This is a genomic window from Pseudomonas sp. NMS19W, from assembly GCF_051554255.1.
Lineage (GTDB): Bacteria > Pseudomonadota > Gammaproteobacteria > Pseudomonadales > Pseudomonadaceae > Aquipseudomonas > Aquipseudomonas kribbensis.
Genome location: NZ_CP136718.1, coordinates 5,720,508 through 5,739,954 on the forward strand (window position 1 = coordinate 5,720,508; position 19,447 = coordinate 5,739,954).

General features: G+C 61.5%; 14 protein-coding genes and 2 pseudogenes. 5 read left to right on the forward strand and 11 right to left on the reverse strand.

The features are described 5' to 3' along the window. Positions 1–11 precede the first annotated feature (11 nt). From R1A29_RS26295 to bioB, 10 genes and pseudogenes are all read right to left on the reverse strand, one after another. Positions 12–1,808: an acyl-CoA dehydrogenase C-terminal domain-containing protein gene (locus R1A29_RS26295; RefSeq protein WP_438299968.1), complete on the reverse strand. Its 1,797-nt coding sequence runs from the start codon at positions 1,806–1,808 to the stop codon at positions 12–14. Positions 1,809–1,898: 90 nt separating this feature from the next. Then, entirely contained in the window at positions 1,899–3,188 is a 1,290-nt protein-coding gene (locus R1A29_RS26300; protein ID WP_438299969.1) for a GGDEF domain-containing protein, read from the reverse strand. A 208-nt stretch (positions 3,189–3,396) separates the two neighbouring features. Continuing rightward, the gene (locus R1A29_RS26305) at positions 3,397–5,511 is read right to left on the reverse strand and encodes a cytochrome-c peroxidase (protein WP_438299970.1); all 2,115 of its coding nucleotides are present in this window, start codon (positions 5,509–5,511) and stop codon (positions 3,397–3,399) included. Positions 5,512–5,769: 258 nt separating this feature from the next. Then, positions 5,770–7,575, reverse strand: coding sequence for a phenylacyl-CoA dehydrogenase (locus R1A29_RS26310; protein WP_438299971.1), 1,806 nt, complete (start codon positions 7,573–7,575; stop codon positions 5,770–5,772). Between the two features lie 275 nt (positions 7,576–7,850). Beyond that, positions 7,851–8,147: a pyrroloquinoline quinone biosynthesis protein PqqE gene (locus R1A29_RS26315; protein ID WP_438299972.1), complete on the reverse strand. Its 297-nt coding sequence runs from the start codon at positions 8,145–8,147 to the stop codon at positions 7,851–7,853. A gap of 106 nt (positions 8,148–8,253) precedes the next feature. Further along, the gene (gene bioD, locus R1A29_RS26320; protein WP_438299973.1) at positions 8,254–8,934 is read right to left on the reverse strand and encodes a dethiobiotin synthase; all 681 of its coding nucleotides are present in this window, start codon (positions 8,932–8,934) and stop codon (positions 8,254–8,256) included. Beyond that, a pseudogene (gene bioC, locus R1A29_RS26325) lies at positions 8,931–9,742 on the reverse strand (malonyl-ACP O-methyltransferase BioC). The gene bioD and the pseudogene bioC overlap by 4 nt, the downstream one beginning before the upstream one ends. Further along, positions 9,735–10,466, reverse strand: coding sequence for an alpha/beta fold hydrolase (locus R1A29_RS26330; protein WP_438299974.1), 732 nt, complete (start codon positions 10,464–10,466; stop codon positions 9,735–9,737). Before R1A29_RS26330 ends, bioC begins: the two are co-directional and overlap by 8 nt. Further along, positions 10,459–11,636: pseudogene (bioF, locus tag R1A29_RS26335) on the reverse strand (8-amino-7-oxononanoate synthase). The gene R1A29_RS26330 and the pseudogene bioF overlap by 8 nt, the downstream one beginning before the upstream one ends. 68 nt (positions 11,637–11,704) lie before the next feature. Beyond that, on the reverse strand, positions 11,705–12,760 hold the full coding sequence (gene bioB / locus R1A29_RS26340; protein ID WP_007959840.1) for a biotin synthase BioB: 1,056 nt from the start codon (positions 12,758–12,760) through the stop codon (positions 11,705–11,707). Positions 12,761–12,851: 91 nt separating this feature from the next. Here bioB and R1A29_RS26345 point away from each other — a divergent pair, with 91 nt between their 5' ends. From R1A29_RS26345 to rarD, 5 genes are all read left to right on the forward strand, one after another. Then, positions 12,852–13,592, forward strand: coding sequence for a ComF family protein (locus tag R1A29_RS26345; protein ID WP_438299975.1), 741 nt, complete (start codon positions 12,852–12,854; stop codon positions 13,590–13,592). 58 nt (positions 13,593–13,650) lie between these two features. Then, positions 13,651–14,415: a TOBE domain-containing protein gene (locus tag R1A29_RS26350; protein ID WP_438299976.1), complete on the forward strand. Its 765-nt coding sequence runs from the start codon at positions 13,651–13,653 to the stop codon at positions 14,413–14,415. 72 nt (positions 14,416–14,487) lie between these two features. After that, on the forward strand, positions 14,488–16,389 hold the full coding sequence (locus R1A29_RS26355; protein WP_265813056.1) for a PhoX family protein: 1,902 nt from the start codon (positions 14,488–14,490) through the stop codon (positions 16,387–16,389). 116 nt (positions 16,390–16,505) lie between these two features. Next, complete coding sequence (locus R1A29_RS26360) at positions 16,506–17,480, forward strand: serine/threonine protein kinase (protein ID WP_438299977.1); 975 nt, start codon at positions 16,506–16,508, stop codon at positions 17,478–17,480. Positions 17,481–17,546: 66 nt separating this feature from the next. Then, on the forward strand, positions 17,547–18,434 hold the full coding sequence (rarD, locus tag R1A29_RS26365) for an EamA family transporter RarD (RefSeq protein ID WP_114885944.1): 888 nt from the start codon (positions 17,547–17,549) through the stop codon (positions 18,432–18,434). Positions 18,435–18,657: 223 nt separating this feature from the next. Here the strand turns inward: rarD and R1A29_RS26370 are convergent, their stop codons facing one another. Continuing rightward, positions 18,658–19,176 carry a glycine cleavage system protein R gene (locus R1A29_RS26370; RefSeq protein WP_011336250.1) on the reverse strand — a complete coding sequence of 173 codons (519 nt, stop codon included), beginning with the start codon at positions 19,174–19,176 and terminating at the stop codon, positions 18,658–18,660. Positions 19,177–19,447 lie beyond the last annotated feature (271 nt).

The window sequence follows — 19,447 nt, forward strand, 5'->3', positions numbered from 1 at the left end:
ACAGTGGCTTGTTACAGCGAGAACAATTGCGCCGGCAGTTTCATCAGACAATCGCTGCCCGCCTCGATCGCCGCGCGGTGCGCCGCAGTACGTGGTAACAACCGTTTGAAGTAGAACTCGCACGTCGCCAGTTTGCCCTGGCAAAAATCGCCATCACCCTCGCCCGACTCCAGCTGCGCCTGGGCGACCAGCGCCATACGCAGCCACAAATAGCCAAGGACGATGTAACCGCTGTACATCAGGTAATCCACCGACGCGGCGCCGACTTCATCCGGATTCTTCATCGCGGCCATACCGACTTTCATGGTCAGCTCGCCCCACTGCCGATTAAGTTCGTCGAGTTGCGCGACAAACTCGCCCAGCTGCGCATGCCCGGCATTCGCCGCACAGAATTTGTGGACGATTTTGGTGAAATTGCGCAGCAGCTTGCCCTGGCTGCCAAGGACTTTGCGCCCCAGCAGATCCAGCGCCTGAATGCCGTTGGTGCCTTCGTAGATCGGTGCAATCCGGCAGTCGCGAACCAGTTGCTCCATGCCCCACTCACGGATGAAACCGTGGCCACCGAACACCTGCATGCCGTGGTTGGTCACCTCCAGCCCGGTGTCGGTCATGAACGCCTTGCAGATCGGGGTCAGAAACGCCAACAGGTCTTCGGCCTCCTGACGCGCGTCGGCGTCCGGGCTCAGGTGCGCGACATCGAGCATCTGCGCAGTGAAATAGGTCAGCGCGCGATTGCCTTCGTTGAAGGCTTTCATGGTCAGCAGCATGCGCCGCACGTCCGGGTGGACGATGATCGGATCCGCCGGTTTGTCCGGAGCTTTGGCGCCGGTCAGGGCGCGCATCTGCAAGCGGTCGTTGGCGTATTTGATCGCCCCCTGGAAACTCGCCTCGCCCAGACACAAACCCTGCATCCCGGTGCCGAGACGTGCGTGGTTCATCATGGTGAACATGCAGTTGAGGCCTTTGTTCGGCTCGCCGATCAGGAAGCCTTTGGCGTCGTCAAAGTTCAGCACGCAAGTGGCCGAGGCCTTGATGCCCATCTTGTGTTCGATCGAGCCGCAGGAAACACCATTGCGCTCCCCTGCCTCGCCGGCTGCATCCGGGAGGAATTTCGGCACGATAAACAGCGAAATGCCTTTGGTGCCCGCCGGGGCGTCCGGCAGTTTGGCCAGCACTAGATGAATGATGTTGTCGCTCATGTCGTGCTCGCCGGCGGAGATGAAAATCTTGCTGCCGGTGACCGCATAACTGCCGTCGGCCCGGGGCACGGCGCGGGTCTTGATGATGCCCAGGTCGGTGCCGCAGTGGGCTTCGGTCAGGCACATGGTGCCGGTCCACTGCCCGGCGGTGAGTTTGCGCAGATAGGTGTTTTTCTGCTCCTCGGTGCCGTGGGCGTGGATCGCCGACATCGCGCCATGGGTCAGGCCCGGGTACATGCCCCAGGAGGTGTTGCTGGACGCAACCATTTCGCTGATCACCAGCCCCAGCGAACTCGGCAGGCCCTGGCCGCCGTAGGCCGGATCCGCCGCCAGACCATGCCAGCCGCCTTCCACGTATTGTGCGAAAGCTTGCTTGAAGCCTGTAGGTGTTGTCACCACACCGTTGTCGAAATGGCAGCCTTCTTCGTCGCCGCTGCGATTGAGCGGTGCCAGAACGTTCTCACAGAACTTCGCGCCCTCCTCGAGGATCGCGTTGACCATGTCCGGGCTGGCATCGTGAGCGCCCAGGGCCGCGTACTGAGTGTGGAAGTCAAAGACGTGGTCGATCAGAAAGCGCATGTCGCGCAGGGGAGCTTTGTACTCGGGCATGGTGGCTTCTCCGTCAGCAGATGGTTTCAACCTACTGCCGGCCACCCTGCCCCACAATCACTGTCCAGACGCTGAATGCGCCGTCATCACTCAACCTGCGGCGCTGTCCATACGCACTGCGCCACGGCGGTTCTGACCGAACGCCATCACGCAGTTGCGGCCCGCGCCCTTGGCGGCGTAGAGCGCCTGGTCGGCGGACTTGAGCACGTCTTCCGGGGTGCGCTGCTCGACCCGTTCGGCGACACCGATACTGACCGTGACCGATACGCTGGACGCACCGGAGCCGCCCCGTCGCTGACGCCCCTGTTGATCATCCTGCGGGCGGTTTTCCTGATTGCGCAGCTGGATGTTGTAGGACGCAATCGACTCGCGGATGACTTCCAGGTGCGGCATGCACTCTTCAAGGGTCTTGCCTGCAAACACCAGGGCGAATTCCTCTCCGCCATAGCGATAGGCCCTACCGCCGCCGCTGATTTTGGACAGCTTGCTGGCGACCAGTCGCAGGACCTGGTCACCCACGTCGTGACCATGAGTGTCGTTGAATTTCTTGAAGTGATCGACGTCGCTCATCGCCAGCACATAGTTGCGACCCAGCCGCTGCATCCGTTCGTTCAGTGCGCGACGGCCCGGCAGACCGGTGAGCTCGTCACGGAAGGCCATTTGATACGCCTCGTGCGCCACCGCCGCCGCGATCATCAGCATCACCTGGCTGCACATGATGTTCAGGGTGAACGGCAGGATGAAGGTTTTCGGCAGCATCCAGAACACCCCGAGCAACCCCACCAGTTGCGCCGCGTGCAGCGGACGCGGGTTGCGCCAGTACTGCCAGGCCAGCAACAGGAACGCCGAGAGGAACACCGGATAGGACATCTGGATAAGGCTCATCCAAGCGCCGTGCAGGGCCGGCCAGCGGATCTCCGAAAGCCACATCAGCAACGCCTGGGGATAACTTTGCTCAAGCCCCAGCGCCACACTGCCAAACGCCAGCAGCACGGCAAACCGCGCCACCATGTCCTGAAACAGGTGCGTGCGCTCCTGCCACGCCGCAAACAGACCGAACAATAACGGCAACAGCAGGCAGACCAGATGGAACACCACCGCCGCGTCTTCGCGCACCTTGCCGTTGTCGCGGTAATAGTCGGTCTGGGTGTCGAGCAGGAAGTAGGCGATGTACACCGTGACCATCAGAAACAGTTCGCGCTGGCGTCGGTAAACCGCGCAATACGATCCGCCGAGCAACAGCACCAGGGTTGGCAACACGTTGAACAGCGAGGTGAAGAACACGTTGAGGTCTTTGACGTACGCAGCCGCCAACCCCGCAAGCAACAACAGCAGTGAAGGTAAAAAATGACTGAAACGTACAGCGGAAGAACGCGGCAAGGGTAAAGCTCCGACCGTCTTGGCAAAGAGATGGCATTGTGCCTGCAATGTGGCCAGTTAAGCACACACAATGTGATCCAGATCACAGGTTGTCTCTATAACGGCCGAATCCCCTGGTTTCTGAGCCTTCAATCAAGGTTTTTTCCTTGGCGGGCATGAAACTTTCGTCATGGCCACCATGCGTGATGGCCATGACGATCATCTCTGCTCAGAGATCGTTGTAGAACGGCTGCAACGGGCCCTCCGCTGCGGGCCGACCTTCGGCGCCGTAAGGCTTGAGATTGAGCACTGCATCCGTTGCCTGACGGGTCGTGACTTTCGGACTGGCCGGGCGCTGGGTCACGGCATTTTCATCACCGACGTGGCCCTGCGGAATGACCAGCGACGGATGATCGAAAGGTGCCCGTTCCCAGGCGACGCGCGGATCGGTCAGGCCGACCTCCATGAATTTCACCAGTGCGTCGATTTCTTCGGGCGTCAGGTTCAGCGCCGTCATGTCCGGATCGAGGTTGGAGGTGTTGTGCTGATTCACCGCCGGGTGCTCGAAGCCGCTGGTGTTGTTGGCATCATCGCCGCGCCGGTCACCGCCACGGTTGTAGAACTCCATCACCTGCTTGAGCGTGGCGCGACTGCCGTTGTGGAAGTACGGGCCGGTCAAGGCGATGTTGCGCAGGGTCGGGGTCTTGAATGCGCCGTCGACTGAATCGCGGAACCCGACATTCGGCTTGAGCGTGGCATCGCACGGAATCGCTGCACTCAGCGGCGCTTCGAAGGTGCACACGTCGACATCCAGCGGATCGACGGATTTTCCACCCTGCAACACCGTGTTGTACTGGCGGGTGAACGACCACGGATTACCCCAGGCATCCGCGCCACCGAGGGCCAGATCTTCCGAAGTCGGGCGGACGCCGGTGTTGTAGAAGCCGTTGTCGTAGAGCGTGGTCAGATTGTCAGCCATCACCATCCGCTCGATGCGCTCACGCGGGTGCATCAGCAAGCGGCTGGCCGCGTTGGTCAGCTCCGGCCCGCCGTGGCAATTGACGCATTTGCCCTTGCCGAGAAACAGGTTCATGCCCTCGATCTGTTGCGCGTTCATGGCGGTGTGATCGCCTTGCAGGTAAGCATCGATCGGTGCCTGATCGGAGATCAGCGTGGCTTCGTACATCTGGATCGCCAGGCCGAAGAACAGCGGGAAATTGGCTTCCATCTGGGTGTACGGCGCACCGCCCACCAACACGTTTTGCGTGGCGTTCCACAACCGGGGCTGGAAGGCATTCTTGATCAGTTCGCGATAGGTCGGACGCCGCGCACCGGACACCGGCCCCAGCACCGAATCGCTGGACGAGATCCGTTGCTGCTTGAGCATCAGGGTGTCGAGCATCCGGCGACCGATGTCGGCAAAGGTACGGCCACCGCAGGACATTTCCACCGGGCTGCCGGGCGGGCCGACAGCTTGCGAGGCGGCAGACGCATCGTTGAGCGCCAGCCTTACTTTGGTGGCGACCGTGCTGCGTTCGCTGGTCACGTAGATCCCCGCATCCGGGTCGCGATTGCCAAACGGCGAAAACCCGTTGAACACGTTGTTGGCCCGGCCGTCCCAGAAGTTGCGCACGTTGAACGCGGCGTTGATCACCGATGGCGCGTTGCGACCGGTGCTGCGCCGGACGTTGATGCCGCCGACCTGAAACAGGCCGTCCGGCTGCTGGGTGCATTTGTCGAACCGCGGCTGATTGGGTTTGACGAAGTTGGCGTCGAACACGCCTTGGGAACCGACCACATCGTCAGTCGAGAAAACGATCGGTGAGTTGCGCTCCAGCGGATTGCTCAGCACATGAGTCGGAAAGTCGGTTTTTTTCAGCGTGTAGTTCGGCCCGCCTTTGCCTCCGGACAGCGTGGAGTAGGTCGCCACGTCACCGGGAATGTCGGAGGCCACAAACGGCTTGTTGAAGATCGAGGCAACGTTGGCGTTGGTGTTGGCCTGGCCGGGGTTGATCTGGTTGATGATGCGGTGATCGACGCCGGCATGGTAGTGGCAGGAGGCGCACGCCGTTGCGCCGTCGCTGCCGATCTCCATGTCCCAGAACAACGCTTTGCCCAACAGGATGGCGGCAGAGCGGTTGAGCACGTAGTCGGTCATCAGATCGACCTTGCGTCCGCCTTCGGTCCCGGACGGATCGGGCGGCACCATCCCGCGCAACGACTGCAGCGACGGCACCTCCGGCACGGGAGGATCGACTTCGGCGGGGTCGGCGGCCCACGCGCTGTGGACTGACAGCGCGACGGGTAACCAGAAGGTCAAACGAGCGAGTCGACTGATGTTCATAGGCTTCACCCTGACTGTTGTTAAGTGCCGGGGCGTCATGCTTCTTTGAGCAGGCAGTTCTGGTCAGCACCGGTAATTCGGGCAGTGCAATTAATTGGCCACTCTTCTGGAAACATCTTGAATCAATAAGCGCAGGGGATCGGCTGAGCAAAGCCGTCGTCGATGCTGGGGAATCAGCCCCGGGATTGGGGAAATCCGGGCACAAAAAAACCGCTGCCCCCGAAGGAGCAGCGGTTTTCAGAACGACCGCGTTAAGACTTAGTAGCCCAGCGAGAAGTTCTCTTCCTTCATGTCCATCAGGTTGTTGGCACCCGACAGCATGGTTGCCACGTGCGTACGGGTACGCGGCAGGATGCGCTGGAAGTAGAAGCGCGCGGTTTGCAGCTTGGCGGTGTAGAACGCCTCGTCGCTGGTGCCGGCAGCCAGTTTTTCAGCCGCCAGACGCGCCATGTCGGCCCAGAAGTAGGCCAGGCAGGCGTAACCGGAGTACATCAGGTAGTCCACGGAGGCCGCGCCGACTTCTTCGCGATCTTTCATGGCGGCCATACCGACCTTCATGGTCAGCTCGCCCCACTCTTTGTTCAGTGCAGCCAACGGCGCGACGAATTCCTTGACGGCTTCGTTGCCTTCGTTGCTCTGGCAGAACTTGTGGACGATCTTGGTGAAGCCTTTCAGAGCCTCGCCTTGAGTCATCAGCACTTTGCGGCCCAGCAGGTCGAGTGCCTGGATGCCGGTGGTGCCTTCGTACAGCATCGAGATGCGGCTGTCGCGAACGTTCTGCTCCATGCCCCACTCGGCGATGAAGCCGTGGCCGCCGTAGATCTGCACGCCGTGGTTGGCGGATTCGAAACCGACTTCGGTCATGAACGCTTTGGCGATCGGAGTCATGAAGGCCAGCAGTGCGTCGGCTTTCTTCTTCTCTTCTTCGTCAACGCCGTATTTGACGATGTCGACCTGTTTGGCGGTGAAGTACACCATCGCACGGTTGCCTTCGGCGAAGGCCTTCATGGTCAACAGCATGCGGCGTACATCTGGGTGCACGATGATCGGGTCAGCGGCTTTGTCCGGCGCTTTCGGGCCAGTCAGGGAGCGCATTTGCAGACGGTCACGGGCGTACTTCAGGCCACCCTGGAAGCCGATCTCGGCGTGGGCCAGACCTTGCAGCGCGGTACCCAGACGTGCGGTGTTCATGAAGGTGAACATGCAGTTCAGGCCTTTGTTCGCCGGGCCGATCAGGAAACCGGTCGCGCCGTCGAAGTTCATCACGCAGGTGGCGTTGCCGTGGATACCCATCTTGTGTTCCAGCGAGCCGCAGCTCACAGCGTTGCGGGCGCCAACGGTGCCGTCGGCGTTCGGCAGGAACTTCGGAACGATGAACAGAGAAATGCCTTTGGTGCCGGCCGGTGCATCCGGCAGGCGGGCCAGTACGATGTGGACGATGTTGTCGGCCATGTCGTGTTCACCGGCCGAGATGAAGATCTTGGTGCCGGAGACTTTGTAGGAACCGTCGGCCTGAGGTTCGGCCTTGGTGCGCAGCATGCCCAGGTCGGTGCCGCAGTGCGGCTCGGTCAGGCACATGGTGCCGGTCCATTCACCGGAGACCAGTTTGGTCAGATAGGCTTCCTGCTGCTCTGGGGTGCCGTGCTCGGAAATGGTGTTCATCGCGCCATGCGACAGGCCCGGGTACATGCCCCACGACCAGTTGGCTTCACCGACCATTTCGCTTACAGCCAGACCCAGCGATTCAGGCAGGCCTTGACCGCCGTGCTCGACATCATGGGCCAGGCTTGGCCAGCCGCCTTCCACGAATTGCTTGTAGGCCTCTTTAAAGCCGGTCGGGGTTTTCACGCCGGACTCGCTCCAGGTGCAACCTTCGATGTCGCCCACGCGGTTCAGCGGTGCCAGCACCTGCTCACAAAACTTGGCGCCCTCTTCGAGAATGGCGTCAACCATGTCCGGCGTTGCCTCTGCGCACGCTGGAAGGCTCTGATAGTGCGCTTCGTAGCCAAGCAGTTCGTCACGAACGAAGCGAATATCACGCAAGGGGGCCTTGTAGTCAGGCATAGCGATAAACCTCTGCTGATGTAACCGGGAATGAACGACCGCATTGATTTGTTGTGACGGTCAAACAGTTGTTTGAAACATACGTTTACGCCGAAATCTTGTCAAGCGTCGTTCTTTTGCCATTCGTCATCACATTTTCAGAACGCCGGACACAGCACCGCGCCATGCGCCCGAACGAGCCATGCGCACTGAAAAAAGATTAGTTGAGGGAGAAGGACTTACAACGAAAAACGCCGCGAACAGTCGCGGCGTCTGGCAAAGCGTAGATCAGAAAATCAGGCGAACGTATCGATAATCGTACCGAGCATTTCATCGGATGCCTTGGCGACTTTCGTGCCCAGTTCCACTTGAAACTTGCCCTGGGCCATCTCGGCCATGGCGCTGCCCGGATCCATTTGCTGGCTACGATCGATACCGCGCAGGCGATCGATCTGGGCCTCGGAAGACTGGCTGGTGACCGAGCGCTCGATGGTGTTGTTGGCGATCTGGCTGGCGGCCTGATCGACGCGGTTCTGCCCGGTCTGAATGGTGCTCAGACCTGCATAAAAAGCTGTGCTACCGGAGATTTCCATGGGAGCTCTCATCCTTGGGAAGGATCAATGGCTGTCATTGAACCAGAGGCGTCAGAAAAACACCCGTCAAAAACACTAATGGCACAGTGCCTTGTCATAGCCAAAATCAGTCGAGCAGATCGAGTTGCAAATGCTCGGCAACCGTCTCGGCGCTGACGGCCTTGAGTTTCGGCACTCGTCCCAGACACGGCGCCGGAATGCGCTCGGCCAGGGTCGCGAGGTTTTCTTCCAGCCGCGAGGTCTTCGGATCAATGATGTTCGCCACCCATCCCGCCAGTTGCAGTCCGTCTCGGGCAATCGCCTCGGCCGTCAGCAAAGCATGGCTGATACACCCGAGACGCACACCCACCACCAGAATCACCGGCAGCTGCAACGCTATCGCCAGGTCCGACAGATTGTCCTGATCCGCCAACGGCACCCGCCAGCCACCCGCGCCTTCAATCAACGTGAAGTCGGCGTTCATGGCCAGAATCTCGCGCATCGGCCCCAGCAGCGATTGCACGGTCAGCGCCACACCGGCCTCTCGTGCCGCCAGATGCGGCGCGATCGCCGGCTCGAACGCCACCGGATTGACCTGTTGATAAGTCAGCGGCAAAGAACACTCGGCCTGCAACGCCAGGGCATCGGAATTGCGCAGGCCTTTGGGCGTTACGACACAACCGGACGCCACCGGTTTACCCGCCGCCGTACTCAACCCAGCCGATCTGGCGGCATGCAGCAATCCGGCAGCAACGGTGGTCTTGCCGACGTCAGTGTCGGTTCCGGTGATGAAATAGGCTGCGCTCATAAGGGTTTCTCCAACACGGCGTAGACCACCTGATAAGTCGCCGGCAGGCCTTGTTGCTGACGGAACTGCTCGTAGGCTTCGACCAACCCCAGAATCCGTGCCCGACCGGTCAATCCACCCGGTCGACCGGGGTTCAGGTTATGCGCGCCCAGCGCCTTGAGTTCATGGGTCAGGCTGCGCACATCCGGGTAATGCAGCACATGCGGCCGGTTCTCCAGACAAACACTGCGCAAACCACTGGCCGCACACAATTGCTCGTACCGGGCGAACTCGCGGAAGCGGTTGACATGCACCAGACCATCGACCTGACGCCAGCTGTCGCGCAGTTCGTACAGCGTCCCTACACAAAGACTAGCAAACGCGAAAATCCCCCCGGTTTCAGCACCCGGAAGGCTTCGCCGAGCACCGCCTCAAAGTCTGCGCACCACTGCACGGCGAGGCTGGAAAAGATCAGATCGCAGGTCGAGTCCTGCAACGGCAAGCGTTCGGCATCGCCGGCAATAAAGTGTGTTGCACCACCCAATGGCCGGGCGTGATTGAGCATGCCCTCGGCGATGTCCAGCGCCAGCCCTTCGTTTCCTGCAAAACGTTCGGCCAGCGCTCTTGTGAAATAACCGGTGCCACAGCCGAGATCCAGCCAGCGCGGCGGCAGAAAATCCATCGGCAGACGATTCAGCAACTGCGTGCCCACATCACGCTGTAACTCGGCGACACTGTCGTAGCTGGCCGCTGCACGGGAAAAGGAAGCCGCTACCTGGCGCTTGTCAGGCAAGCCGCCGGGCAGCGCAGCAAGAGACAAATCAGTCATCACCACACTCACTTAAAAACGCCTGGATCGCACCGGCCACACCGTGGGGGTCTTCCAGAAGAAACCCATGACTGGCCTGCTCGATCAGCCCGACCTCGACATCTGCCAGCAAAGCGAACAACTCGCCCGCGGCTTCCGCCGGCACCAGCCCGTCCAGCCCGGCAAACAGATGCAATTGCGGACCTCGAAACACCTGCAAGGCATTGCGCGTATCGATCTGCGCCAGCAACTCCAGACCCGCCATCAGCGCCGCCGGCGAAGCGTTCGGCGCGCCGCCGAGCAACAGCCGCGACACGCCGCGCGGGTCTTGCGCACCTTGAGCACACAGCAGAGAAAAACGTTTGAGGGTCTGGCGCGGGTCAGCACTGCAACCGGCCAGAAATGCATCGAAGGTTTCCGCCGGCATCGCGCTCGGCCATTGCTCATGGGCAACAAAAGAAGGATTGCTCGCCAGCGTCAGCAAGCCGCAGCAATGTTCACCACGCCGCGCCGCGAGTTCAGAAGCCAGCATGCCGCCCAGCGACCAGCCGCCGAGCCAGACGTCCTGGGGAATGCGCTCATCGAGTTCGTCGAGCCAGTCTGCGGGATCGCTGGACTCCAGCTCCGGCAACGGTTCGATTTCCACCGTCAGGTGTTCGTCGAGCCCACGCAGCGCCGCCGCCAACGGCTCCAACGGAGAAACTCCGAGGCCCCAGCCGGGGAGCAGAATCAGTCGATCACGCATGGCTTGGCTCCGACTTGAGTTGGGCAAAGCAATCGGCCAGTCCTTCTAACAATAGTTGCACCTGCGCCTCACTGTGGGCGGCGGTCAAGGTGACCCGCAGCCGCGCACTGCCGGCAGGCACGGTCGGCGGACGGATCGCGGTGACCATCAGCCCGCGCTCGCGCAGCATCTGCGACAAACGCACGGCGCGGCCGGCATCGCCAACCATGATCGGCTGGATCGGCGTGAAGCTGTCCATCAGCTCCAGTCCGATCTGTTCGGCGCCACGGCGTAACTGGCGGATCAACGTCTGCAGATGCTCGCGGCGCCAGTGTTCGCTGCGCAGCAACTCCAGACTTTTCAGCGTCGCGCAGGCCAGCGCCGGCGGCTGGCTGGTGGTGTAGATGTACGGGCGGGCGAACTGGATCAGGCTTTCGATCAACTCTTCACTGCCGGCGACAAACGCACCCGCCGTGCCGAACGCTTTGCCGAGGGTGCCGACCAGCACCGGCACGTCCTCCTGGCTCAAACCGAAATGCTCGACGATCCCGCCACCGTTCGCTCCCAGCGGACCGAAACCGTGGGCGTCATCGACCATCAACCAAGCGCCTTTGGCCTTGGCCTCTCGGCCAGCGCCGGCAGGTCGGCGAGATCGCCGTCCATGCTGAACACGCCGTCGGTGACCACCAGCGTATTGCCGGTGGCTTTCTCCAGACGCTTGGCCAGGCTGTCGGCGTCGTTGTGCAGATAGCGATTGAAGCGCGCGCCGGACAACAATCCGGCATCCAGCAACGACGCATGATTGAGCCGGTCTTCCAGCACCGTATCGCCCTGCCCGACCAGCGCCGTGACCGCGCCGAGGTTGGCCATGTAGCCGGTGGTGAACAACAGCGCACGTGGCCGTCCGGTAAGGTCGGCCAGGGCTTCCTCCAACTCATGATGCGGGCCGCTGTGGCCGATCACCAGATGCGAAGCACCGCCGCCAACGCCCCACTTCGAAGCACCGGCACGCCAGGCTTCGATCACTTGCGGATGATTGGCCAGGCCCAGGTAATCGTTGTTGCAGAACGCCAGCAACGGCTGACCGTCGACCACCACTTCCGGCCCTTGTGGGCTTTCAAGCAGCGGTCGCTGGCGATAGAGATTTTCGGCACGACGGGCAGCAAGGCGTGCGGCGAGATCGAAAGACATGCAAGCCTCACGTGTGGCAAATGAATCAGCAGGCGCTGCCCGAGGCAGCACCTGAGAAGAACGGGCAGTCAGACAGCGGCGTTGTAGAACTGCTCGCTGCTCTTCTGCTCCACCAGCGCCTGCTCGATGGCAGCCTGATGCACTTCGTCGGCATGCTCTTCGCGGGCTTCCGGCTGAATGCCCAGACGCGCAAACAGTTGCATGTCCTTGTCGGCCTGCGGGTTGGCGGTGGTCAGCAGTTTGTCGCCGTAGAAAATCGAGTTGGCGCCGGCGAAGAACGCCAGGGCCTGCATCTGCTCGTTCATCGCCTCGCGACCGGCGGACAGGCGCACGTGGGACTGCGGCATGAGGATGCGCGCCACGGCGAGCATGCGGATGAAGTCGAACGGATCGACGTCGTCAGCATTCTCCAGCGGCGTGCCGGCGACTTTCACCAGCATGTTGATCGGCACGGATTCCGGATGCTCCGGCAGGTTGGCCAGCTGGATCAGCAGGTTCGCGCGGTCATCGAGGGACTCGCCCATGCCGAGGATGCCGCCGGAGCAGATTTTCATCCCGGCATCACGCACGTATGCCAGGGTCTGCAGACGCTCGCTGTAGGTGCGGGTGGTGATGATGCTGCCGTAGAACTCCGGCGAGGTGTCGAGGTTGTGGTTGTAGTAGTCGAGGCCGGCCTTGGCCAGCGCCTCGGTTTGATCCTGATCGAGACGACCGAGGGTCATGCAGGTTTCCAGGCCCATGGCTTTCACGCCTTCGACCATCTTCAAGACGTAGGGCATGTCCTTGGCCGACGGATGTTTCCACGCCGCCCCCATGCAGAAACGGGTCGAACCGATGGCTTTGGCGCGAGCAGCCTCTTCGAGGACTTTCTGCACTTCCATCAGCTTTTCTTTTTCCAGGCCGGTGTTGTAGTGACCGGACTGCGGACAGTATTTGCAATCTTCCGGGCAGGCGCCGGTCTTGATCGACAGCAGGGTGGAAACCTGGACGCGGTTGGCGTCGAAATGCGCGCGGTGCACCGTCTGCGCCTGGAACAGCAAGTCGTTGAAAGGCTGAACGAAGAGTGCTTTGACTTCGGCCAAAGTCCAGTCGTGACGCAGGGTGGCAGTGGTGCTGGCGCTCATGGGCGATTCCTTGGTTATGCTTGGCTTGCGCCTGGGGAAACGGAATACCCACAGGCACGACACGGATGTTCGGCATATTTAAGGAAGAGTCATGCACTGTCAACCACATCAAGATAGACCGGTTTACATCTGGTTAAATAACAACCAACACTGTTTGATTTGCGATGAGCCGGCGGAAACCGAAACCTCCCTCTGCGTAGCCTGCGAAACCGATCTGCCCTGGCTTGGCGATCAATGCATGACCTGCGCATTGCCGCTGCCCGCAGCAGGCCTGACATGCGGTGATTGCCTGAAGGATCCGCCCGCCTTCGAACAGGTGGTGGTTCCCTGGTCCTACGGCTTCCCGGTGGACAGCCTGATCACCCGGTTCAAGCACAACGCAAAATGGCCGTTTGGCCGGCTGTTGGGCGAGGTTCTCGGGCAATGCCTGCAACATCGCTTCGACGAGGGCCTGCCACGCCCGGACGCCCTGTTGCCGGTGCCATTGGCGAACAAGCGCCTGCGGCAGCGCGGATTCAATCAGGCAGCCATGCTTGCGCAATGGCTCGGCAAGCAACTGGATCTGCCCTGTGAAGAAAATGCCCTGCGCCGTATTCAGGACACCAGTGCCCAGCAGGCACTCGACGCCAAGGCGCGCAAACGCAATCTGCACAATGCCTTCGATCTTTTGCCAGACGCTCATGTACAAGGTCGGCATCTGGCCTTGGTCGATGATGTGTTGACCACCGGTGCCACCGCCCAGGCGCTGTCCCGGCTGCTGGTAGACGCCGGCGCCATGCGGGTCGACGTCTACTGCCTGGCCCGAACACCGAAACCTGGCGACGCGGCTTGACTCGCACGCGCCAAGCGGCCAACTTCCTCCTCCATCAACCCAGCACAAAGCACCCGACATGTCCTTGCCTTCCCTGTTGTCCCAGCACATCGTCCGCCGCCCGCAGCGCATCGCCCTGCTGCAACACATCGCCGAACAGGGCTCGATCACCCGCGCCGCGAAAAGCGCGGGCCTGAGTTACAAGGCGGCGTGGGATGCCATCGATGAGTTGAACAATCTGGCGCAGAAACCCTTGGTCGAACGGGCTGTCGGCGGCAAGGGCGGCGGTGGCGCGAAACTGTCCAGCGAAGGCGAACGGGTGCTGCGTCTTTATCAGAAGCTACAAGCCTTGCAGGCCCAGGTGCTGGAAGCCGCCGAAGACGCCAGCGATCTGGATCTGCTCGGTCGCTTGATGCTCCGGACCAGCGCCCGCAACCAATTGCACGGCAAGGTCGTGAGCATCGAGCATCAGGGCCGCAATGACCTGATCCGCCTCGAGCTTGCCGAAGGCCTGTGCATCGATGCGCAAATCACCCACGACAGCACCGTGCATCTGGAGCTGCAACCGGGCACCGAAGTGGTGGCACTGATCAAGGCTGGCTGGCTTGAATTGTTGGGCAACGGGCAGGCCGCAACATCTGGTCACAATCTTCTCAAGGGCACCCTCGAAGCGATTCTCGACGCCGAGGACGGCCCCAGCGAAGTGCGCATCGCCCTGCCCAATGGCCAGACACTCTGCGCCCTGGCTGAGCCGCTGCACCTGCGCACCCACAAACTGAACGTCGACCAGCCGGTACAAGTGCAGTTCTCGCCGTCCAATGTGCTGATCGGCACACCGCTCTAGCCCGGATCCCTGCAACAAAAGCTTCATCGCCTCTCATTAAGGTGGCTGCCAAAACCAAGCAGGGAGCCTGATGTGAGCCTATTAGAAGAAAACCAATCCACTGACCTGGAAAAAATGGTCGGCATGAGCCGTCGTGGTTTCATCGGTGCCGGCGCACTGTGCGGCGCGGCGATGTTCCTCGGTGGCAGCCTGTTGAGCCGCAGCGCGCTGGCCACCGGTGTCAGCGCCGGCAACAGCCGCCTGCTCGGCTTCGACAGCATTCCGGCTGCCACCACCGACGTCATCAGCCTGCCCAAGGGCTACAAATCGTCGGTGCTGATCAGCTGGGGCCAGCCCCTGCACAAGAACGGTCCGGCCTTCGACCCGAGCGGCAACGGCACCGCAGCCGCACAGGAAGTGCAGTTCGGTGACAACAACGACGGCATGAGCCTGTTCGCCTTCCCGGACGACAAGAATCGCGCGCTGATGGCGATCAACAACGAATACACCAACTACCGCTACCTCTACCCCCACGGCGGACTGCCGCAGTCGGCGGAAGACGTGCGCAAGGCCCTGGCCTGCGAGGGTGTGTCGGTGATCGAAGTGGCGCGCAAGAACGGCCAGTGGCAGTTCGTTCAGGGTTCACGCTACAACCGCCGCATCCACGGCAACTCGCCGCTGCGCATCAGCGGTCCGGCGGCCGGCCACGAGCTGATGAAAACCAGCGCCGACAAGCACGGCAAGAAAGTCCTCGGCACCTTCCAGAACTGCGCCAACGGCAAAACCCCGTGGGGCACTTACCTGACCTGCGAAGAGAACTTCACCGACTGCTTCGGCAGCAGCAACGCCCAGCAGCAGTTCGACCCGGCGCAAAAACGCTATGGCGTGACAGCCGCCAGCCGCGAGATCAACTGGCATCCGTTCGATCCGCGCTTCGACATGGCGAAGAACCCGAACGAGCTGAACCGTCACGGCTGGGTGGTGGAAATCGACCCGTTCGATCCGCAATCGACGCCGGTCAAACGCACCGCCCTCGGTCGCTTCAAACATGAAAACGCTGCCCTGGCCGAGACCGACGACGGTCGCGCCGTGGTGTACATGGGCGACGACGAACGCGGCGAGTTCATCTACAAGTTCGTCAGCCGCGACCGCATCAATCACCGCAACGCCAAAGCCAACCGCGACATCCTCGACCACGGCACCCTGTACGTGGCGAAGTTCGACGCCGGCGACGGCAACCCCGATCACCCGAAAGGCCAGGGCCAGTGGATCGAACTGACCCACGGCAAAAACGGCATCGACGCCAGCAGCGGTTTTGCCGATCAGGCTGAAGTGCTGATTCACGCGCGTCTCGCCGCCAGTGTGGTCGGCGCCACGCGCATGGACCGCCCGGAGTGGATCGTAGTCAGCCCGAAGGACGGCCAGGTCTATTGCACCCTGACCAACAACGCCAAGCGCGGCGAAGACGGCCAACCGGTGGGCGGGCCGAACCCGCGCGAAAAGAACGTCTACGGGCAGATTCTGCGCTGGCGTACCGACCGCGACGATCACGGTTCGAAGACTTTCGGCTGGGATCTGTTCGTGGTGGCCGGCAACCCGAGCGTGCACGCCGGCACGCCGAAGGGCGGCTCGTCGAACATCACCCCGCAGAACATGTTCAACAGCCCGGACGGCCTCGGTTTCGACAAGGCTGGCCGACTATGGATTCTCACCGACGGTGATTCGAGCAACGCCGGGGACTTTGCCGGGATGGGCAACAACCAGATGCTCTGCGCCGATCCGAAGACCGGCGAGATTCGCCGGTTCATGGTCGGGCCGATCGGTTGCGAAGTCACCGGGATCAGTTTCTCGCCGGACCAGAAAACCCTGTTTGTCGGGATTCAGCATCCGGGCGAGAACGGCGGCTCGACCTTCCCCGAGCATTTGCCGAACGGCAAGCCGCGCTCTTCGGTGATGGCGATTACCCGTGAGGATGGCGGGATCGTCGGCGCCTGATGCCGCAACGCTCTGATCGTTCCCGTGTCCTGCACGGGAACGATCCCACTCAAGACAGCCCGTCTGCGCTACCATGCTGGGCCGGACGCGGCAGCCTGCCGCGCGCAGGAGTCAGCATGGCCCACCCGTTTGAAACCCTCACCCCAGACCTCGTGCTTGATGCCGTTGAAAGCATTGGTTTTCTGAGCGACGCGCGCATTCTGGCGCTCAACAGTTACGAAAACCGCGTCTATCAGGTCGGCATCGAAGACTCCGAACCGCTGATCGCCAAGTTCTATCGCCCGCAGCGCTGGACCAACGAAGCGATTCTCGAAGAACACCAGTTCACCTTCGAACTGGCCGACGTCGAGATCCCGGTGGTGGCGCCACTGGTCCACAACGGCCAGACCCTGCACGAACACGCCGGTTTCCGTTTCACCCTGTTCCCCCGTCGCGGTGGTCGGGCGCCGGAGCCGGGCAATCTCGATCAGTTGTATCGCCTCGGTCAGTTGCTCGGGCGCATGCACGCGGTCGGCGAAACCAAGCCGTTCGAACACCGCGAAGCACTGGCCGTGCAGAACTTCGGCCATGCGTCGCTGACCACTTTGCTGGATGGCAACTTCATTCCGAAAAGCCTGCTGCCGGCCTACGAGTCCGTCGCCCGCGACCTGCTCAAGCGTGTAGAAGATGTCTATGCCGCCACGCCGCACCGGAACATCCGCATGCACGGCGACTGCCACCCCGGCAACATGATGTGCCGCGACGAGATGTTCCACATCGTCGACCTCGACGACTGCCGCATGGGCCCGGCGGTGCAGGACATCTGGATGATGCTCGCCGGCGACCGTCAGGATTGTCTCGGGCAGCTGTCGGAATTGATGGACGGCTACAACGAATTCCACGATTTCGACCCGCGGGAGCTGGCGCTGATTGAACCGCTGCGTGCCCTGCGCCTGATGCACTACAGCGCCTGGCTGGCGCGACGCTGGGATGATCCGGCGTTTCCTCGCAGTTTTCCGTGGTTCGGCAGCGAACGGTATTGGGGCGATCAGGTGCTGGCGTTGCGTGAGCAACTGTCGGCGTTGAATGAAGAGCCGCTGAAGCTTTTCTGACACGACACGTCTATACAACTGCCCGTACAATCGCTGCTTTGTTAGCTGCCTAAGCAAGGACTCTGCATGCAAGCCGCCAACCCGCGTCGCGGGTACATTCTGGGCCTGAGTGCCTACATCATCTGGGGACTGTTCCCGCTCTACTTCAAAGCCATCGCCGAAGTCCCGGCGGTGGAGATCATCATCCACCGGGTGCTGTGGTCGGCACTGTTCGGCGGGCTGCTGTTGCTGGTCTGGAAGCATCCGGGCTGGTGGCAGGAGCTGCGCGACAACCCGAAACGCCTGGCGATTCTTGCGCTGAGCGGCACCTTGATCGCGGCCAACTGGCTGACTTACGTCTGGTCGGTGAACAACGGGCGGATGCTGGAAGCGAGCCTCGGTTACTACATCAACCCGTTGGTGAATGTGCTGCTGGGCATGCTGATCCTTGGCGAACGCCTGCGCCGCATGCAGTGGCTGGCGGTCGGTCTGGCAGCGGTCGGCGTTGCACAGCAGGTATGGCAGGTCGGTAGCCTGCCGTGGGTGTCGCTGGTGCTGGCACTGACCTTCGGTTTCTACGGGCTGATCCGCAAGCAGGCGCCGGTCAAGGCGTTGCCGGGGCTGGTGGTGGAAACCTGGATGCTGGTGCCGATCGCTCTCGCGTGGTTGCTGTTCAATCCGACCGCCACCAGCGCACAGGCCGCGTTCTGGACCACCTCCGAAGCCTGGTGGCTGGTGGCGGCCGGTCCGGTGACGCTGGTGCCGCTGGTGTGCTTCAACGCCGCCGCGCGGCATCTGCCTTACACCACCCTCGGTTTCCTGCAATACCTGGCACCAACGCTGGTGCTGCTGCAAGCCGTGCTGCTGTTCGGCGAGCATTTGTCGTCCAGCACGCTGATCGCCTTCATGTTTATCTGGGCCGGTCTGGCGGTGTACAGCGTCGATGCGTGGATAAGTCTGCGTCGGCGCAGCTGATCAAAAAACGCACAAACCTCCACAGGCCACGGTTCTCGTGGCCTGTATCGTTCCTTCCCAAGGTTATCCACAGCGTGATCCCCGCCGTTTGTGCGCAAGTCACTGAATGCTGGCGGTTTTTTGATCAACCCACGCAAAGCCACGGCGGACGTGGCCTGGAAGGTAGTCTCTACAGGTTATCCACAGGCAGGTGCACGTTTAAACTGGATAACCCGATCCGTCCTCACAAGTCGGTACGCAGCACCAACTCCACCATCAAGTCATCGGCCAGGGTTTCCAGGCGCGATTGCAGCACATCCAGCGACAAGGTCAGTGGCACCGCCAGAATGGCTTCGGCGTGGAACAGCGGCTCGCTGCTCATCGGCGCCGGGCGCACCTCGGTCACCAGCCGTTCGAGGTTCACACCCTGCTCGCTCAGCAGCCGGGTGATGTCGCGCACGATGCCCGGACGATCATTACCCACCAGTTCCATGGCAATCGGCTTCCAGGTGCAGGCCTGCTCGATGCCGCTTTCGGCCACCAGCACGCGAATGCCCTGCGCCGACAGCGCTTGTAAGGCATCGACTAATTCGTCGTAAGCCTCCGCCGGCACACCGACTCGCAGAATCCCGGCGAACTGCCCGGCCATTCGCGACATGCGGCTTTCCAGCCAGTTGCCGCCGTGCTCGGCGATGCATTGGGCGATGCGCTCGACCTGCCCGGGCTTGTCCGGCGCGAAGACGGTGAGTACGAGGTGATCCATGGCGCAGCCCTCTTGTCATGACTTTTGTTATAGAAAAGCAAGTATAGGCAAGCCGGCCGGCACTGCCGTGATGACGGCAAACGAGGGGCCATAGCAGACACATAGTATTTATGTGTACAACTTTTGATATTTAGCTGGAACAATCCATTGGTTTTTTGAGAACATCCCGTTCCGCGCCGTGACCGCAATGCGTCATGGGGTCGCAGAACGACGTAATTAGTCTGATTTTCACAACCGCAAGTCATCATGTAGTATGCCGCAGCGCGCACTA